This is a genomic window from Paraburkholderia lacunae (assembly GCF_003353175.1).
GTDB classification, from domain to species: domain Bacteria; phylum Pseudomonadota; class Gammaproteobacteria; order Burkholderiales; family Burkholderiaceae; genus Paraburkholderia; species Paraburkholderia lacunae.
This window is the reverse complement of sequence record NZ_QHKS01000001.1, coordinates 62,237-79,616: the sequence shown is the minus strand read 5'-3', so window position 1 is coordinate 79,616 and position 17,380 is coordinate 62,237. Positions and strand designations below refer to the sequence as shown.

Genomic DNA, 17,380 nt, shown 5'->3' with positions numbered 1-17,380 from the left:
CAATGACTCAGACGCTCTCTATCCAGGATCTCGTGCGGCAACCGATCGACAGGATCCTGCCGCATCGCGGCACCATGTTGCTCATCGACGCGGTGAGCACGTTCAGCGACGAAGCGCTGAGCGCACTGGCCACCGTGCACGCCGACGCATGGTATGCGGACGCCGATGGCGCAATGCCCGCGTGGATCGGCATCGAGCTGATGGCGCAGGCGATCGCCGCGCATGTCGCGCTGCGGGCGATGCGCGCGGGCGGCGGCGCGCGTCCGGGCGTGCTGCTCGGCTCGCGCAGCTACAAGGCGCTCGTGCCGGCCTTCACGAGCGGCGCGCAATTGCGCATCGGCGTGACAGAATTGCTGCGCAGCGAAGAAGGCCACGGCGCCTACGAATGCACGATCCATCACGGCGACGTGAGTTGCGCCGAAGCGGTCGTCAAAGTGTTTCAACCACCCGATTTTCAGTCATTCATCGAGGGGAGTTTCAGTTCATGAGCCGGCGTGTTCTCGTTACCGGCGCAAGCCGCGGCATCGGCCGCGCGATTGCGTACAAGTTGGCCGCCGACGGTTTCGCGGTGTCCGTGCATTGCCGCACGGGCCGCAGCGAAGCCGAAGCGGTCGCGACGGGCATCGCCGCGCAAGGCGGCGCGGCGCGCGTACTGCAATTCGACGTGCGCGAGCGTGCTGCGTGCCGCGAAGTGCTCGAAGCCGACGTGGCCGCGAACGGCCCGTACTACGGCATCGTGTGCAGCGCGGGCGTGACCCGCGACGCCGCCTTCCCGGCGCTCACCGAAGAAGACTGGGACATCGTGATCGAGACGGGTCTCGATTCGTTCTACAACGTCGTCCATCCGCTGACCATGCCGATGGTGCGTGCGAAGAAGGGCGGGCGCATCGTCACGATCGCGTCGGTGTCGGGCGTGATGGGCAATCGCGGCCAGGTCAACTACAGCGCCGCGAAGGCCGGTCTGATCGGCGCGACCAAGGCGCTCGCCGTCGAACTGGCGACGCGCCACATCACCGTCAATTGCGTCGCGCCCGGTTTGATCGAAACCGGCATGCTCGACGATGTGCCGCTCGAACACGCACTCAGAACGGTGCCGATGAACCGCGTCGGCCAGCCTGCCGAAGTGGCGTCCGTGGTCAGCTTCCTGATGTCGGATGCGGCCTCGTACGTCACGCGCCAGGTGATCGGTGTCAACGGCGGGATGGTGTGATGAAGCGCGTCGTCATTACCGGCATGGGCGGCGTCACGGCGTTCGGCGACCGCTGGGACGAAATCGAAGCGCGCTTGAAGCGCGGCGTGAACGCGGTGCGGCGCATGCCCGAGTGGGATTTTTTCGAGTCGCTGCATACGCGGCTCGCGTGCCCGTTGCCGGACTTCACCACGCCCGCGCACTATCCGCGCAAGAAAACCCGCTCGATGGGGCCGGTGTCGCTGTACGCGGTGCGCGCGAGCGAACTGGCGCTGGCCGACGCCGGTCTCGCCGACGACGAGCGCATCAAGGACGGCCGCATGGGCGTCGCCTACGGTTCGTCGTCGGGATCGGTCCAGCCGATTCGCGCGTTCGGCACGATGCTCGAAACCGGCTCGATGAGCGACGTCACGTCGAACAGCTACGTGCAGATGATGCCGCACACCACGGCGGTCAACGTGAGCCTGTTCTGGGATCTGAAAGGGCGCATCGTGCCGACCTCGTGTGCGTGCGCGTCGGGCAGCCAGGCGATCGGCTACGCATATGAAACGATTCAGGCGGGCAAAGAGGCGCTGATGCTGGCGGGCGGCGCGGAAGAATTGTCGGGCCCGGCGGTTGCCGTGTTCGACACGCTGTACGCGACCAGTACGCGCAACGACGAACCGCATCTGACGCCGCGTCCGTTCGATGCCGCGCGCGACGGGCTCGTGGTCGGCGAAGGCGCGGCCACGCTGGTGCTCGAAGAATACGAACACGCGATGGCGCGCGGCGCGCGGATTCACGCGGAGATCGTCGGCTTCGGCTGCAACTCGGACGGCGCGCACATGACGCAGCCGACCGCCGAGACCATGGCGCTCGCTATGCAACTCGCGCTCAGCGATGCGCAACTGCCGCCGCAAGCGATCGCCTACGTGAACGCGCACGGCACCTCCACGGATCGCGGCGACATCGCCGAAAGCCATGCGACCGCGCGGACCTTCGGCGAGCGCATGCCGATCAGTTCGCTGAAGAGCTATGTCGGCCATACGCTCGGCGCGTGCGGCGCGCTCGAAGCGTGGTGGACCATCGAGATGATGAAGCGCAACTGGTACGCGCCGACCTTGAATCTGACCGACGTCGATCCGGCTTGTTCGCCGCTCGACTATATCGTCGGCAGCGGACGCACGATCGACGCCGAACACGTGATGAGCAACAACTTCGCGTTCGGCGGCATCAATACGTCGCTGATTTTCAGGCGCGTCCGATGAGCGTGGCGCTGCAACGGGTGGTCGTCACCGGCATGGGGATCGTGTCGTGCCTCGGCAATACGCTCGACGAAGTGTCCGCCGCGTTGCGCGCGGGCCGCTCGCGCATCGAGCGGATCGGCGCGTGGCGCGAGCGCGGCTTGGCGAGCCAGGTGGCGGGCGTGGCGTCGGTGGCCGACGAGCCGCCGTTCGAGCGCAAGTTCGAACGCTTCATGGGCGATACGGCGCGCTTCGCGTGCCACGCGGCCCGCAAGGCGATCGCCGACGCCGGGCTCGATCCGGCCGCGTTGCGCTCGCCGTTCGCGGGCGCGGTGATCGGCTCGGGCGTCGGCTCGCTGGCGAGCTACGACGCGGCGCTCGCGATCGCCGCCGCGCGCGGCGTCGATAAAGTGCCGCCCTATACGGTACCGCAGTCGATGAGCAGCACCGCTTCGGCGAATGTCGTGCAGATGTTCGGGATCGAGGGCGCGAGCTATTCGCCGTCGTCCGCGTGCACGAGTTCGACGCTCGCGATCGGCCAGGCCATGCAACTGATTCAGACCGGCCGCCAGCAGATCGTGCTGGCCGGCGGCAGCGAAGCGCTGCACGACAACATGACGTTGATGTTCGACGCGATGGGTGCGCTGTCGCGCCGCTTCAACGACACGCCGCAGCATGCATCGCGTCCCTACGACACGGCGCGCGACGGCCTCGTGATCGCCTCGGGCGGCGGTGTGCTGCTGCTCGAATCGCTCGATCACGCGTTGGCGCGCGGCGCGCACATTTATGCGGAACTGACCGGTTTCGGCGACTGTACCGACGGCGCCAGCATGGTCACGCCGCACGCGGCCGGCATCGCGCGCGCGATGCGTAGCGCCGTGCAGGAAGCCGGCAAGCGCCCTGATTACATCAACACGCATGCGCCATCCACGCCGCTTGGCGACGTCGAGGAACTGCATGCGTTGAGCGCGGTATTCGGCGACGACGTGCCGCCGTTTTCTTCGACCAAAGGCCTGAGCGGTCATCCGCTCGGCGCGAGCGGTGCGCACGAGGCGATCTACACCCTGCTGATGATGCGCGACGGTTTCATCGCCGGGACAGCGGGGCTCGAGACGCCGGATGCGAGTGTGGGCGAGATGCCGCTGGTGCGAGCGTCGCGCGACGCCCGCATCGACACGGCGATGTCGGTTTCATTCGGGTTCGGCGGCAGTTGCGCGAGCCTGATGTTCGACGCCTGGAAACGGGGCTGAAGTACCCAGGCAGCGGTAACGAAGTGATCACGAAGTGACCATGAAATACCTTCAACTCTAAAGACAACTAGGCCAACAACAATGAAAAAAAGTTTCGTACTGGTCGCGCTGGCGGCCGTGGTGCTGACGCAGGCGGGCTGCTCCACCGACGTGAAATCGCTGCCGCTCGACGCGGCGCGCGCGCAGCAGACTGGCGGCGTGCGGGTGTATTTCGGCTCGCAGGCGCATCCGGCGGTAAGGAGCCAGTTGGGCGACGTATCGTATTCGGTGCGCATCGCGCGCAAGGTGGCGGGTGCCGACGAAGCGTGCCGCGAGGCCCTCGCCGAAGCCGTGCAGAAACTGCGCAAGGCCGCACAGGATCGCAACGCGAACGCGGTGATCGACGTGTCCACGCGCTTTCACAGCGTCGAAACCGCTTCGCCGACCGACTTCACCTGCGGCGTGAGCGGCAGCGCCGCGGCGATCGCGGTGAAGGGGCAACTCGTCGTGCTCGAGAACAACTAAGGTGTCGGAGGGCGGCGCATTGCGCCGCTTATAACGTCTAGCCGGTCTTGATCGCCGCGACATTGACCAGCGTCTCGCGGCGCTTGCCGGGTCGCGGGTGGGACAGGCCGATACGTTCGAGCAGACCGAAGTCTTTCGCGCGGCTCCACCAGAGATAGGGCAGCGAGACGTTGCGCGGGCCGAACCCGAAACCGGCGCCGCGGATCATGTCGAGGTAGCCGTCCGCGCTTTTCTGCACCTGCATCGGGTGGCGGAACAGCAGGCGGATCACCCACGACTTGATGTACGCGTCGGTGGATTCGGCGAACAGCAGGATGCCGCCCGGTTTGAGCACGCGCCGGAACTCGACGAGCGCGCGGTCCTGCTCGACGAGATGATGGAAGGTTTGATGGCAGAACACGATGTCGGCGCAGGCATCGGGCAGCGGCAGTTTCGCGCAGTCGGCGTGCAGCAGTTCGATCTCGGCGACTTTATCGCGGCAGGCGTTGGCGGCCCCGGCGGCGAGCGCGAGCGACGGCTCGTGAAAATCGACGCCGACAATGCGGCGCGGCTTGAACGCATCGGCGAGCAGGCGGAACGAAATGCCTTGCCCGCAGCCCACGTCGACGATCGTCGGCGCGCTGGGCAGCGGCGTATCGATCAGGCGTTTGAGATCGTTGATGGCGACCCGCAGCACATGATGTTCCCAGGTATGGGTGCGCAGGAACCATATCCCGAATGCCGTTTCCGGCACGAAAGGCACGCTGGATGTTTCGGATGGCGACACGCTGGCTTCCCCCGCAGATGGTTGTTGTTTCTGCTGCGATGCGCGTCATTGTAATGGCAAGTAAGGCGGTGTAGTGCGCCGTCAAATGCAGGCAAATGATCGAATGACCGAGGCAAACTTGAACAAGAATTCGTCAACACGCATGAGCGCCGACGTGGCGATTATCGGCGCCGGTCCGGCCGGCGCCGTCGCGGCGGCACTATTGCGCAAAGCGGGCCGCTCGGTGCTGGTGCTCGAACGCCAGCATTTCCCGCGCTTCTCGATCGGCGAGAGTTTGTTGCCGCAAAGCATGGCGTACCTCGAAGAGGCGGGCATGCTGCAAGCGGTGGTCGAGGCCGGCTTCCAGTACAAGAACGGCGCGCATTTCATCTACCGGGATCGATCGTCGGCGTTCGATTTCCGCGACAAACATACGGCGGGGTGGGGCACCACGTATCAGGTCGAGCGCGCGGTGTTCGACGATCTGCTGATTCGCTGCGCGGCGCAGCAGGGCGCCGATGTGCGCTTCGGCCACACGGTTCGCGCGATGCAGCCTGGCGAGCCGGGCCGCACGGACACAAACCCGCTGCTCGACGTGATCGACGAAGCGCAGAACGCATACGAAATCGAGGCGCGCTTTGTATTCGATGCGAGCGGTTTTGGCCGTGTGCTGCCGCGTTTGCTGAACCTCGAAGCGCCGACCCGGATGCCGACGCGCGCCGCAATTTTCACGCACGTGCGCGACGGCATTCCGGCGGGCGCGACCGATCGCAGCAAGATCTGCGTGGCCACGCATCCGGAGCGCCGCGACGTGTGGTTCTGGATGATTCCGCTGGCGGGCGGGCGCTCGTCGGTGGGTTGTGTGGCTGAAGCGAGTTTTCTCGATGTGCCGGAAGCGGAGCGCGATGCGAAGCTGCGCGCTTTGATCCAGCAGGAACCCACGCTTGCCTCGCTGATCGGCAACGCGCCGTTTCTGATGCCGGTGCGCCATATCGGCGGTTACGCGGCGAACGTCGAGCGTTTGCACGGACCGGGTTACGCGCTGCTGGGCAACGCCGGCGAATTTCTCGATCCAGTGTTTTCCTCGGGTGTGACGATTGCGCTGCGCTCGGCGCATCTGGCTGTACAGACGCTGAACCGGCAACTGGACGGCGAACAGGTCGACTGGTCCGCTGCCTACGACGTGCCCTTGCGCAAGGGCATCGATACGTTCCGCGCGTTCGTCGAGCGCTGGTACACGGGCGAGTTGCAGGACATCATCTTTTATCCCGACCAGACGCCGTCGATCCGGCGGATGATCAGCGCGGTACTCGCCGGTTATGCGTGGGACGAGACGAATCCGTATGTCGCCGATCCGGTCAGGCGGCTGAATGCGCTGCACGAGGTTTGCACGCAGCAGTGATCGGATTGGACGGATAGGCAAAAAAACGGCGCTTCGGAAAAACGAAGCGCCGTTTTTTATTCACTGCCTGAATCGGATCAAGCGCGGATCAAGCCGCGATCCGCGTCGCATGCGGCGCCGGCTGACGCCCGCCGTCGCGACGATGCACGCGCTTGCCCGCCGCATACGTTTCGTAGATCGCGCGATCGTCGCCGAGCAGCGCGAACGCGAACAGCAGTTCTTCGAGCGACCCGGTACGCGCGGTGCGGCGTGCGAGCAGCGGCGTCGCTTGCGGATCGAGCACGACGAAATCCGCTTCCGACTTCGGCTTCAAGGTGCCGACCTTGTCCGCCAGATCGAGCGCCTCGGCCGCGCCCGCGGTGGCGAGATAGAACATGCGCGTGGCCGTCAGATGATGGCCGCTAAGACGGGCCACCTTGTGCGCTTCGTTCATCGTTTGCAGCATCGAGAACGAGGTGCCGCCGCCCACGTCGGTCGCGAGCCCGATCGGCATGCCGGCTTCATCGGCCTTGTCGAAGTCGAACAGGCCGCTGCCGAGGAACAGGTTCGAGGTCGGGCAGTGCGACGCAACCGTGCCGGTTTGCGCCATGCGCTTGCGGTCTTCCTCGTCGAGGTAGATGCAATGGCCGTACACCGCGCGGCGGCGCAGCAGGCCGTAATGATCGTAGATGTCCAGATAGCTGCGGTGGCCGGGGAACAGATCGGCGACCCATTTCACTTCGTCGGTGTTTTCGGCGACGTGGCTCTGGATGAAGATGTCCGGATGCTGGCCCGCCAGCACGCTGCACGCTTCGAGTTGCGCTTCGCTCGAAGTCGGCGCGAAACGCGGCGTGAGCGCATACATCTGGCGTCCGCGATTGTGCCAGCGGCCGATCAGTTCCGCGCTGTCGTCATAGCCCGATTGCGCGGTGTCGCGCAGAAACTCGGGACAGTTGCGGTCCATCAACACCTTGCCCGCCACCATGCGCAGATTGCGCGTCTCGCTTTCGGTGAAGAGCGCATCGGCCGAATCCTTATGCACCGTGCAATACACGAGCGCGGTGGTGGTGCCGCAAGCCAGCAATTCGTCGACGAAAAAGCTCGCCGTGTCGCGCGCGTAGGCCGGGTCGCCGAAGCGGCGCTCGGTCGGGAACGTGTACGTATCGAGCCAGGGCAGCAGCCCCGGCGCCGGCGACGCGATCATGTCGGTCTGCGGATAGTGGATGTGCGTATCGATGAAGCCCGGCACGATCAGCTTGTCGCGCATGTCCTGCACCTGGGTGCCGGGCGCGAGCTGCGCCGCGAGCGCCGCATAGGCGCCCGTCGCGACCACATGGCCGTCTTCGACGATCAGCAGGCCGTCTTCGTTGAAGACGGCCGCGTTGGACGATTGCGCGGGATCGCCGTTGAAGGTCAGCAGTTGTGCGCGGTAAGCCGATTGAGTCATGGAAAAACCGTCTCCGAATGTGAAAAGCTGAACAGCGCGGACGGCGGCTCGTTCCAGGCTCTCCTTTCGGCTGAGAGTCCGTGCCGCCGCCGGCCGCCGAACATCGGCCCGTCAGTGCGGACCGCTTTGATGCCAGTGCGCGTCGAGCTTCGCGATCAGTTCGCTGCGTTGCTCGGGCGTGACGAACGACGCTTCGAAGCTGTTACGGATGATCGTGTAGACCTCGGCATCGTTGAGCTTCAACGCGTCGATGGTGGCGAAATAGTTGGCGTTCACGTAGCCGCCGAAGTAGGCCGGGTCGTCGGAATTCACCGTGACGGCGACGCCGCGGTCGAGCAGGTCTTTCAGCGTGTGCTGGGTCATGTCGTCGAACACGCAGAGCTTCAGGTTCGACAACGGACACACGGTCAGCGCGACACGCGTGTCGGCGAGGCGCGCGACCAGCGCCGGATCTTCGATGCTGCGCACGCCGTGATCGACGCGGTCCACTTTCAGCAGATCGAGCGCTTCGTAGATATACGACGGCGGACCTTCCTCGCCCGCGTGCGCGACCAGCTTCAGACCGAGCGCGCGCGCCCTGGCGAACACGCGCTCGAACTTCGAAGGCGGATGGCCGCGCTCCGACGAATCCAGCCCGACGCCGATCAGCCGATGCTTGTACTGCTCGAAGAGCGGCAGCGCCTCGTCGAACGTCGCGAGTGCATCTTCCTCGGACAGATGGCGCAGGAAACACAGAATCAGCTTGCTCGTCATGCCGCGCTGTTCGGCGTCGGCCAGTGCGCGTTCGATGCCCGCCACGACGGTTGCGATCGGCACGCCGCGTTCGGTGTGCGTCTGCGGGTCGAAGAAGATTTCGCTGTGAATCACGTTATCGGCCAGGCATCGTTCGACATACGCCATCGTCATGTCGTAGAAGTCCTGCTCGTGCAGCAGCACGCTCGCGCCTGCGTAATAGATGTCGAGGAACGATTGCAGATCGGTGAACGCATAGGCCGCGCGCAATGCTTCGATCGAGTCGTAGGCGAGCTTCACGCCGTTGCGTTCGGCGAGCGCGAAGATCAGCTCGGGTTCGAGCGAGCCTTCAATGTGGATATGCAACTCGGCTTTCGGTGCACGCGCGGTTTTTTCGGCGAGCGACGTAGCGGTAGGGGTAGTCGTAGTGGTGTTCATGGGCGATTCTTCTGGGGTTCGTTGGAGTCGTTTGCGCCGGAATGCAATGAGCGTTGCGTGAGACGGTCAGATCATCGGGCTATCAGGCTATCAGGCCGTCTGCGCCGCATGATGCGTGTTCGCGTTCGCCTCGACGGCCTGCAACACCTGCGCGGCCGCGGAGATCGCGATGATCTCCGGCGACTTGTCGACGATGCCGTCCACGCCGAGCGGGCACTTCATCCGCGCGATCCGCGACGGATCGATGCCGCGCGCGGCCAGCCGATGCTCGAACTGCTTGCGCTTGCTGTGCGAACCGATCATGCCGAAGAACGCGAAGTCGCCGCGCCGCAAGATGCGTTCGGCCAACTCGAGATCGAGCGCATGGTTGTGCGTCATCACGATGAAGTACGTGTTCGGCGCGGCCTGGTCGATCGCTTCGTCGGGGGCGTCGTTCGGATCGATCTGCACGTTCGGCGCATGCAGCGTGTCCGCGGGCGGAAACTGCGCGTCGCGTTCATCGACCCAGCGCACGCGGCAGGGCAGCGTGGCGAGCACGCGAACCAGCGCCGCGCCCACGTGACCCGCGCCGAACAGCACGACTGCGAAGTCGCCTGGCGCGATGGTCTCGGTGAGCAGTGCGCTACTGTCGTCGAAGCCGGCGCCGTCCCACAGCAGGCAGTCGGCGGCATCGACGCCGGGCTCGGGGTCGGACAGCATCACCACATCCGGTGCGGGGCCGAATGATACGCTACGCACCGTCGATTGACCCGCAGCCACGCGTTTTGCGAGCGAGGTGATCCAGCCGAGGTCGCCGATGTCGAGGCGCTCGAACGCGAGAATCACCGCGCCGCCGCAGCACTGGCCGAGACTGGGCCCGAGCGCGAAGCGTTCGAGGCGGCGCATATGCGGCGAGCGCATGCCGTCGCGCAGCACCTGGCGAGCGGTCTCGATGGCCTTCCATTCGAGGTGTCCGCCGCCAATCGTGTGCTTGGCCGAATCGCGCGTGACGATCATCTTGGTGCCGGCTTCGCGGGGCGCCGAACCCTCGACGCGCGCGACCGTCACCAGCACGGCGGCGTCGCCGTGCGCGAGCAGTTGTTGCAGATCGGGTAGCCAGGCTTGCATCCGGCGGTTCTCCATGCGTGGCCTCGCGGGGTGTCCGTGCGGCCGGTTGAGTGTGGTCTGAAGCGTTCGTGTCACGTCAGGCCATGGCTTTTTGCTTTGCCAACGTGCTTGACAGCGTGCTTAGGCAGTTGTGTCGGTGATCACCGGTTCGGTTGCCGTTGCGGTTATCGTGGGCGCTCGCAATGCGTCCAGCGCATCGAGAATCGCCTCGGGCGTGGCGGGTGCGCGCAGCGGCGGCGCGTTGTCCGCGCCGGGCACCGCAGCCGCAACCGCGTCGCGAATCGCGAGGAACACCGAGAACGGCAGCAACAACGGCGGCTCACCGACCGCCTTCGAGCGGAACACGGTCGGCTCGGCGTTCTGATTGTGATACAGCCGCACATGGAACGCGGCGGGCGTATCGCTCACAGCAGGAATCTTGTACGTCGACGGCGCGTGCGTCATCAGGCGGCCATCGCGATTCCACCACAGTTCTTCGGTGGTGAGCCAGCCCATGCCCTGAATGAAACCGCCTTCCACCTGGCCGATGTCGATCGCCGGATTGATCGACTGGCCGGCGTCGTGCAGCACGTCCGCGCGCAGCAGTTTCCATTCGCCGGTCAACGTGTCGACCACGACTTCCGACACCGCCGCGCCATAGGCAAAGTAATAAAACGGGTGACCGGTCAGCGTTTTCGCGTCCCAATGCACTTTCGGCGTCGTGTAGAAACCATCGGACCACAGCTGCACGCGCGCCAGATACGCGGCGCCGACCAGCTGCTCGAACGGCATCGCCCCGCCGTTCACCGACACTTCGCCGTGGGCGAATTCCACGGCGTCCGCGGTGCCGCCGAGCTGCTTCGCGGCCAGTTCGGCGAGGCGTGCGCGTATCGTTCGAGCGGCGGCTTCGGCGGCTTTGCCGTTCAGGTCGCTGCCGGTCGAGGCGGCGGTCGCCGAGGTATTGGCGACCTTCGACGTATCGGTCGCCGTCACGCGCACGCGCGAGAGCGGCAAACCGAATTCGTTCGCCACCACTTGCGCGACCTTCGTGTTGAGCCCCTGGCCCATCTCAGTGCCGCCGTGATTGACGAGCACCGAGCCGTCCTTGTACACATGCACCAGCGCACCCGCCTGATTCAGAAACGGCACGTTGAACGAGATGCCGAACTTCACCGGCGAGAACGCGATGCCGCGTTTGAGCACCGGACTCTTCGCGTTGAAGGCGGCCAGTGCCGCGCGGCGGGCGCGGTAGTCGCTCGCGGCCAGCAGGTCGTCGGTCAGCGGCGCGATGATGTTGTCTTCGACGCGTTGTCCGTACGGCGTCGTATCGCGTTTGCCGATCCCGTAGTAATTGGCGAGCCGCACGTCGAGCGGATCGCATTTCAGTTGACGCGCAATGCTGTCGAGCATCACTTCCATCACCAGCGCGCCCTGCGGGCCGCCGAAACCGCGGAACGCGGTGTTCGATTGCGTATTGGTCTTGCAGCACAGCGCGACAATATCGACGTCGGACAGGTAGTACGCGTTGTCGAAGTGGCAGACGGCGCGCGTGGCCACCGCGCCGGAAAGATCGGCCGAATAGCCCGCACGCAAAGCGATTTCGACGCGCGCGCCGAGAATGCGGCCGCTGCCGTCGAAGCCGGCTTCGTATTCGTAGACCGCATCGTGCCGCTTGCCGGTGATCATGAAATCGTCGTCGCGATCGGCGCGCAGTTTGACCGGCCGGCGCAGCCGTTGCGCTGCCAGCGCGGCGACACAGGCGAACAGCGCCGATTGCGACTCCTTGCCGCCGAAGCCGCCGCCCATGCGCCGGCATTCGCAAACGACGTTGTGCGCCGGCCAGCCGAGCATATGCGCGACCACCTGCTGCATTTCGCTCGGATGCTGCGTCGAACTGTAGACGAGCATGCCGTCCATTTCTTTGGGCACCGCGTAGGCGACCTGACCTTCGAGATAGAACTGCTCCTGACCGCCCACTTCGAACGTGCCGCTGATCTTATGCGGCGCGGCGGCGATTTTCGCGTCGGGCGCGCCACGTTTCAGATGCAGCGGCGGCAGCACGAACTGTTTCGCGGCCTTGGCTTCGGCGGGCGTGAGGATCGCTTCGAGCGGCTCGTAGCGGATCACGTCGTCGCTCCTTGCGAGCGCGGCGGCGCGCCGTGCAAGGTCATGCGTTTCGGCGATCACCGCGAACACCGGCTGACCGAGATACAGCACTTCGTCGACGGCGAGAATCGGGTCGTCGTGCAGCACCGGGCCGCAGTTGTTCTCGCCGGGAATGTCCGCGGCGCTCAGCACGGCGATCACGCCCGGCGCTGTTCTCACCGCCTCCAGATCGATCGAGACGATCCGTGCGTGCGCATGGCGCGACAGTCCGAGCGCCGCGTGCAGCGTGCCCTGCAGTTCGGGGACGTCGTCTGTGTAGGTGGCCTCGCCGCTCACGTGCAGCGCGGCGGATTCATGCGGTAGCGGCGCGCCGATCGCGGTCTCGCGGTCATGAACGGCTGGATGCTGTTCAACCCGCTTTCCAGCATGTTCGACGAAAGCATCGGTCCGGTTCATCACGACGGCTCCTTCTCGACGGGTGCGTCGGGCGCGCCGGCTTCGAACGCGAACGCATTCACGTCGAAGAGGGCGAGCGGCGCGTCGTCGCGCGTTTCGAGGTGGAAGCGCCACAGCAGGTTGCGCGCCACCTTCAGTCGATAGGCGCTCGAGGCGCGCATGTCGGTGAGCGGCTGGTAATCGGCGACGAGTGCGTTCATCGCTTGCCGCGCGGTGCTTTCGTCCCACGTCGCGCCGTTCAGCACGGCTTCGGTTTGCTCGGCGCGTTTGGGCGTGGCGGCCATGCCGCCGAACGCGATGCGCGCTTGCCTGATCGCGCCGTCTTCGCCGATATGCAGCGCGAACGCGGCGCACACCGCGGAGATGTCCTGATCGTAGCGCTTCGACACCTTGTACGTGCGAAAGCGCAGATCGCGCGCCGGCCGCGGCACGCGCAGCGCGGCGACGAATTCGCCGGCCGCGAGCGCGCTCTTCTGATAGCCGAGGTAGAACGCGTCGAGCGGCAGCGTGCGGGTTGTCGGGCCGTGCCGCAGCACGACTTCGGCGCCGAGCGCGAGCAGCGCGGGCATCGAATCGCCGATCGGCGAACCGTTCGCGACATTGCCGCCGAGCGTGCCGGCATTGCGGATCGGCAGCGAGGCGAAGCGCGTCCACATTTCGGCCAACTCCGGGTAGTCGACCGCGAGTGCCGCGTAGGCGTCTTCGAGCGTGACGGCGGCGCCGATCGTCAGCGTCTGCGCGTCGCGCTCGATCGTCTTCAATTCGGCGACGTTGCCGATATACAGCATGTCGCCGAGATCGCGGAACTGCTTGGTGACCCACAGGCCGACGTCGGTGCTGCCCGCCAGCAGGCGCGCGTGAGGATGCGCGGCGCGCAGCGTCGCGAACGCCTCGAGCGTGAGCGGCGCGCGGAAGGTGGGCGTGCCGAAGGCGGCGCCGCGCGTGTCGGGCGCGCTGTATTCGAAAGTGTCGCGGCGCTGGATCGCGCGCAGTTTTTCCGCGATGGTTGCCCGGTCCAGCACGACGCGCGGGTACTGCGAATAGTCGAACATTTTCTGCGCCGCATCGACGATCGGCCGGTAGCCGGTGCAGCGGCACAGATTGCCGGATAAGGCGGCGTTGATTTCGTCACGGGTGGGCAAGCCCGCGGCGGCCGGCTGGTTTTCGTACAGCGCCCACATCGACATCACGAAGCCGGGCGTGCAGAAACCGCATTGCGAGCCGTGACAATCGACCATGGCCTGTTGCACGGGGTGGAGGGCGCCGTCGGCGGCGCGCAGGTCTTCGACGGTGAAGAGGGCTTTGCCGTCGAGTGTCGGCAGGAACTGGATGCACGCGTTGACCGCTTTCAGCGCCAGTCCGCCTTGCCTGTCCAGCTCGCCGAGCACGACGGTGCAGGCGCCGCAGTCGCCTTCCGCACAGCCTTCCTTGGTGCCGGTGCAATGCAAATCCTCGCGCAGGTGCTGGAGCACGGTGCGCGACGCAGGCACGTCCGCGACTTCACGGACGGACCCCTGATGGTAGAAACGGATGGTTTGCGTTGTCATGGCGAATCCGAAAGACATTGCGGACCGGGCGCGCGTTACGCATGGGGTCGTGCCAAAACCGGCCTCGCGCACGTAGATCGCCATCCATGTTCGAAGATATCACCACCTTGTCCCGAAAATATTTCCCATATCGCATGAAGCTTATTCGGAAGCGGTCATGAGATAAGTACGATTCGGGCAAAACTGGGAAGTTGCGTGAGGCGGGGGCGGATGCTGCGAAGCCTTGCGGGGCGGGGCGTAGCGGGGGAAGGGGCGCAGCGGGCAAGGGCGCAGAGGGGCAAGGGCGCAGAGGGGAAAGGCGCAGCGGGGAAAGGCGCAGAGGGGAAAGGCGCAGAGGGGGAAGGGGGCCGGCGGGGAAGCTTTGCCGGCCCTCGGGCGCCGCCTGGACGGTTCGGCGAGAGCCCGTGCGACGCTAAAGGATCAGCTGACCCGGCGGCGATTGCGGTACAGGCTCAGCGCCAGCGGCACGAAAGCCACCACGAACGCCACCAGCGACCATGCCGGCAGAGAAAGGCCGAGTATCGGCGGATACGGCGTTTCGCAAAGCCCGGCAACCTTGAACACACCCGGCAGCCAACGTGCGGGCGGCAAGCTGTCGACCACCGGTTGCAGGGCATCGAAGCCGCAGCTGAAGCCCGGATTCGCCTGAACATACACGTGACGCGCGGCCGTCACGATGCCGGCCAGCGCCGCCAGGGCGGCCATCGCTTCCAGCAGACGCACGCCGCGCCAGCTGTTGAAGCGCGCGCCGAGGAACGCAAAAATCGCGATCAGCAGAAAGAAGTAACGCTGGATGATGCACAGCGGACAGGGGTCTTCGTGCTTGACGTACTGCAAATACAGTGCGCCGGCCACCAGCCCGATGCAGATCAGGCCAAGCAGAACCAGCAGGGAGCGCTCGCGGCGCAGCATTGCGTTGTCGTTGTTCATGGATCGTGTGGCTGTCGATGGACGGAAAAAACGAGAAAGGGCGGGTGCCCGCGATTCTAGCGCGAACCCCTGCCCTGACGCTTAGCGTGCCCTCGCGTGCTGCTACGGGCGTTTGCGCGCTTTGGCGCGATTTTGCGCGATTTTGCGTATTCCCCGCGTCAGCGGATCGCGTTGAGCACCGCTTCGGCGCCGCGCCCGATGGCCAGCAACGCATCGTCGGCGTGCGGCGCGCCTGCCAGCATCAGGCCGACCGGCGCGTCGCCGCGCAGATGGCAGGGCAGCGACAGCGCGCAGGCGTCGAGGAAATTGAAGGCGCTCGGGTTGCGCAGGATCAGCGCATTGGTGCGGCCAAAGGCGTCGTCGTCGTGTTCCAGATCGGCCACGCGCGGCGGCACGACCGGCACGGTCGGCGCGACGACCGCGTCGAAACGCTGCCATAGCGTACGCGCGGCTTCGTCGAGCAGCGCCTCGCGTTCGGCGAGCAGATCGAGATAGTCGGCGGCGCTCGCCGGCTGGCCCTTCAGGATGCGGACCAGCACGCGCGGATCGTATTGCTCGCGATGCTTCTCCAGCAGCGGGCGGTGCCATGCATACGCTTCGATCGGCGCAAAGCCGAAGCGGTTGATTTCGGGCAGGCGGTCGAGCGGCGCGAAACGCACTTCGGTGACGATCGCGCCGGCCGCTTCCAGATGCTTGAGCGCCGTGTCCAGCGCGGCGGCAACCGCCGGTTCGACGCCGTCCGTCACATAGTGGGTCAACACACCGAGACGCACGCCTTCGAGCGGCCGGGCCGCCGGGATGCGCGGCTCGAGGCCGGCCAGCATCCGGTCGACCAGCGCGCAGCACGCCACCGAGACGCCGATTGGCCCGAACGAATCGAGCGTCGGCGACAGCGGCACGCCGCCCTGTTTCGGGATGCGCGCGGCGGTCGGCTTGAAGCCGGTCAGGCCGCACAACGCGGCCGGAATGCGAATCGAGCCGCCGGTATCCGTGCCGAGCGCGACGGCCGCCATGCCGTCCGCCACCGACGCCGCCGCCCCGGACGACGAACCGCCCGAAATCCGCTCGTCGCCTTTCACGCCGCGCCGATAAGGCGACAGCGGGTGGCCGTAATGCGGGTTCAGGCCGAGGCCGGAAAACGCGAACTCGCTCATATTGGTGCGCCCGACGATCACCGCGCCGGCCCGCTTCAAACGCGCGACCGCGACCGCATCCGTGGTGGCGGCGGGCGCGTCGGCCAGCGCGACCGAACCGGCGCGCGTCACTTGGCCCTGGATATCGAACAGGTCCTTGACCGAGACCGGAATCCCGGCGAGCGGCGAGAGCACCGTGCCGGCGGCGCGCAGGCGGTCGTGCGCATCGGCGGCGGCGCGGGCGCTGTCGGCATCGACGTGCATGAAGGCGACCGCGCCCTGGCCAGCCGGATCGGCGATCCGTTCGAGCGCGGTTTCGACGAGCGCGCGGCTCGTGGTGCGGCCGGCGGCGAGATCGGCGGCAAGCTGGGCAAGCGGCGGGAAGGGCGTGAATTCAGTGGCCATGATGGTGGTCCAGATCCGATTAGGGTCGATTGGGGTCGGTCGGATTCGGTCAAATCCGGTTGAATAGCGTCGCGCGGAACGCTTCGATATGCTTTTGCACCGATTGGCGGGCGCCTTCGGCATCGCGTTCGCGCAGCAGGCGAAACAGTTCGAGATGCTCTTGATGCACATCTTCGAGATGGTGCGGCTCGGACAGCGAAATGAACCAGAAGCGCAGCGACCGTTCATGCAAGCCGCGCAGAATGTCGGCCAGCACTGGGTTGCGTGAAGCCGCTGAAATCGCCAGATGAAACTCGCGGTCGATATCCATCATGCCTTCGATATCGTGCGCCGCGACGCAGACCGCCGAGCGCTCCAGCAACGCCTGCATCGCATCGTAATCGTGCGGCTGCGCGTGGCGCGCGGCCAGCTCGACGCAGTAGCTCTCGTTCACGAGGCGCACGTCGATGATCGCCAGCACGTCGTCGAGCGAAACCGGGCGCACCATGATGCCCTTGCGCGGCATGATGGTCAGCATGCCTTCATGCACCAGCCGGTGCAATGCCTGATGAACGGGCGTGCGGCCGATGCCGGTCAGCGCCATCAATTCCGCTTCGTTGAGCACCTCGCTCGGCCGCAGGCGCATCGTGATGATCTCGCGCTTGACGAACGCATAGGCCTGTTCGGCGAGGCTCGCGCTGGCGGTCTCGCGGGTGGGCTTCGGAGGGCGGGCAGTCTGCAGGAGCGTCATGTGAAGAGGGAGCGGGCAATGTCGTCCGCATTGTAGAGCAAGGTTTTGCGCGGACGGCGTGAGCGCCGGGCGGATCAC

Annotated in this window: 15 protein-coding genes; 6 read left to right on the top strand and 9 right to left on the bottom strand. The window is 65.9% G+C overall.

From position 1 onward, the window contains the following. Positions 1–2: 2 nt before the first annotated feature. From DLM46_RS00355 to DLM46_RS00335, 5 genes are all read left to right on the top strand, one after another. Complete coding sequence (locus DLM46_RS00355) at positions 3–488, top strand: hotdog family protein (protein ID WP_115098751.1); 486 nt, start codon at positions 3–5, stop codon at positions 486–488. Then, entirely contained in the window at positions 485–1,210 is a 726-nt protein-coding gene (locus DLM46_RS00350) for a 3-ketoacyl-ACP reductase FabG2 (RefSeq protein ID WP_115098750.1), read from the top strand. The genes DLM46_RS00355 and DLM46_RS00350 overlap by 4 nt, the downstream gene beginning before the upstream one ends. Beyond that, a complete protein-coding gene (locus DLM46_RS00345; protein WP_115098749.1) occupies positions 1,210–2,436 on the top strand; it encodes a beta-ketoacyl-ACP synthase in 1,227 nt (408 codons plus the stop codon). The genes DLM46_RS00350 and DLM46_RS00345 overlap by 1 nt, the downstream gene beginning before the upstream one ends. Beyond that, complete coding sequence (locus tag DLM46_RS00340; RefSeq protein ID WP_115098748.1) at positions 2,433–3,662, top strand: beta-ketoacyl-[acyl-carrier-protein] synthase family protein; 1,230 nt, start codon at positions 2,433–2,435, stop codon at positions 3,660–3,662. The genes DLM46_RS00345 and DLM46_RS00340 overlap by 4 nt, the downstream gene beginning before the upstream one ends. A gap of 81 nt (positions 3,663–3,743) precedes the next feature. Further along, positions 3,744–4,166, top strand: coding sequence for a signal peptidase (locus DLM46_RS00335; RefSeq protein WP_115098747.1), 423 nt, complete (start codon positions 3,744–3,746; stop codon positions 4,164–4,166). 37 nt (positions 4,167–4,203) lie between these two features. Here DLM46_RS00335 and DLM46_RS00330 read toward each other — a convergent pair whose 3' ends face one another. Continuing rightward, positions 4,204–4,932 (bottom strand): class I SAM-dependent methyltransferase, encoded by a 729-nt coding sequence (locus DLM46_RS00330; RefSeq protein ID WP_115098746.1) that lies wholly within the window; start codon positions 4,930–4,932, stop codon positions 4,204–4,206. Positions 4,933–5,035: 103 nt separating this feature from the next. On the opposite strand from DLM46_RS00330, the gene DLM46_RS00325 reads away from it, so the two are divergent. Continuing rightward, on the top strand, positions 5,036–6,313 hold the full coding sequence (locus tag DLM46_RS00325; protein ID WP_208866220.1) for an NAD(P)/FAD-dependent oxidoreductase: 1,278 nt from the start codon (positions 5,036–5,038) through the stop codon (positions 6,311–6,313). A gap of 88 nt (positions 6,314–6,401) precedes the next feature. On the opposite strand, the gene guaD is transcribed toward DLM46_RS00325, so the two are convergent. From guaD to DLM46_RS00285, 8 genes are all read right to left on the bottom strand, one after another. Continuing rightward, positions 6,402–7,739, bottom strand: coding sequence for a guanine deaminase (gene guaD / locus DLM46_RS00320; RefSeq protein WP_115098745.1), 1,338 nt, complete (start codon positions 7,737–7,739; stop codon positions 6,402–6,404). Between the two features lie 111 nt (positions 7,740–7,850). Beyond that, positions 7,851–8,909 (bottom strand): adenosine deaminase, encoded by a 1,059-nt coding sequence (locus tag DLM46_RS00315; protein ID WP_115098744.1) that lies wholly within the window; start codon positions 8,907–8,909, stop codon positions 7,851–7,853. Between the two features lie 90 nt (positions 8,910–8,999). Beyond that, the gene (xdhC, locus tag DLM46_RS00310; RefSeq protein ID WP_115099227.1) at positions 9,000–10,016 is read right to left on the bottom strand and encodes a xanthine dehydrogenase accessory protein XdhC; all 1,017 of its coding nucleotides are present in this window, start codon (positions 10,014–10,016) and stop codon (positions 9,000–9,002) included. Positions 10,017–10,136: 120 nt separating this feature from the next. Next, positions 10,137–12,557 (bottom strand): xanthine dehydrogenase molybdopterin binding subunit, encoded by a 2,421-nt coding sequence (gene xdhB, locus DLM46_RS00305; protein ID WP_115098743.1) that lies wholly within the window; start codon positions 12,555–12,557, stop codon positions 10,137–10,139. Beyond that, the gene (xdhA, locus tag DLM46_RS00300) at positions 12,557–14,104 is read right to left on the bottom strand and encodes a xanthine dehydrogenase small subunit (RefSeq protein WP_208866219.1); all 1,548 of its coding nucleotides are present in this window, start codon (positions 14,102–14,104) and stop codon (positions 12,557–12,559) included. The genes xdhB and xdhA overlap by 1 nt, the downstream gene beginning before the upstream one ends. A 420-nt stretch (positions 14,105–14,524) precedes the next feature. Next, positions 14,525–15,034, bottom strand: a complete 510-nt coding sequence (locus DLM46_RS00295) for a disulfide bond formation protein B (RefSeq protein ID WP_115098741.1) — start codon at positions 15,032–15,034, stop codon at positions 14,525–14,527. A 158-nt stretch (positions 15,035–15,192) separates the two neighbouring features. Continuing rightward, the gene (locus DLM46_RS00290) at positions 15,193–16,572 is read right to left on the bottom strand and encodes an amidase (protein ID WP_115098740.1); all 1,380 of its coding nucleotides are present in this window, start codon (positions 16,570–16,572) and stop codon (positions 15,193–15,195) included. Positions 16,573–16,621: 49 nt separating this feature from the next. After that, the gene (locus DLM46_RS00285) at positions 16,622–17,302 is read right to left on the bottom strand and encodes a GntR family transcriptional regulator (protein WP_115098739.1); all 681 of its coding nucleotides are present in this window, start codon (positions 17,300–17,302) and stop codon (positions 16,622–16,624) included. Positions 17,303–17,380 lie beyond the last annotated feature (78 nt).

Bases quoted from the DNA above. Each gene is read 5' to 3' on its own strand.
- DLM46_RS00285 (WP_115098739.1), bottom strand. From the start codon at position 17,302: ATGACGCTCCTGCAGACTGCCCGCCCTCCGAAGCCCACCCGCGAGACC.
- DLM46_RS00350 (WP_115098750.1), top strand. From the start codon at position 485: ATGAGCCGGCGTGTTCTCGTTACCGGCGCAAGCCGCGGCATCGGCCGC.
- DLM46_RS00325 (WP_208866220.1), top strand. From the start codon at position 5,036: ATGACCGAGGCAAACTTGAACAAGAATTCGTCAACACGCATGAGCGCC.
- DLM46_RS00355 (WP_115098751.1), top strand. From the start codon at position 3: ATGACTCAGACGCTCTCTATCCAGGATCTCGTGCGGCAACCGATCGAC.
- xdhC (WP_115099227.1), bottom strand. From the start codon at position 10,016: ATGCAAGCCTGGCTACCCGATCTGCAACAACTGCTCGCGCACGGCGAC.
- DLM46_RS00295 (WP_115098741.1), bottom strand. From the start codon at position 15,034: ATGAACAACGACAACGCAATGCTGCGCCGCGAGCGCTCCCTGCTGGTT.
- DLM46_RS00315 (WP_115098744.1), bottom strand. From the start codon at position 8,909: ATGAACACCACTACGACTACCCCTACCGCTACGTCGCTCGCCGAAAAA.
- xdhA (WP_208866219.1), bottom strand. From the start codon at position 14,104: ATGACAACGCAAACCATCCGTTTCTACCATCAGGGGTCCGTCCGTGAA.
- guaD (WP_115098745.1), bottom strand. From the start codon at position 7,739: ATGACTCAATCGGCTTACCGCGCACAACTGCTGACCTTCAACGGCGAT.
- DLM46_RS00345 (WP_115098749.1), top strand. From the start codon at position 1,210: ATGAAGCGCGTCGTCATTACCGGCATGGGCGGCGTCACGGCGTTCGGC.
- DLM46_RS00290 (WP_115098740.1), bottom strand. From the start codon at position 16,572: ATGGCCACTGAATTCACGCCCTTCCCGCCGCTTGCCCAGCTTGCCGCC.
- xdhB (WP_115098743.1), bottom strand. From the start codon at position 12,557: ATGAACCGGACCGATGCTTTCGTCGAACATGCTGGAAAGCGGGTTGAA.
- DLM46_RS00335 (WP_115098747.1), top strand. From the start codon at position 3,744: ATGAAAAAAAGTTTCGTACTGGTCGCGCTGGCGGCCGTGGTGCTGACG.
- DLM46_RS00340 (WP_115098748.1), top strand. From the start codon at position 2,433: ATGAGCGTGGCGCTGCAACGGGTGGTCGTCACCGGCATGGGGATCGTG.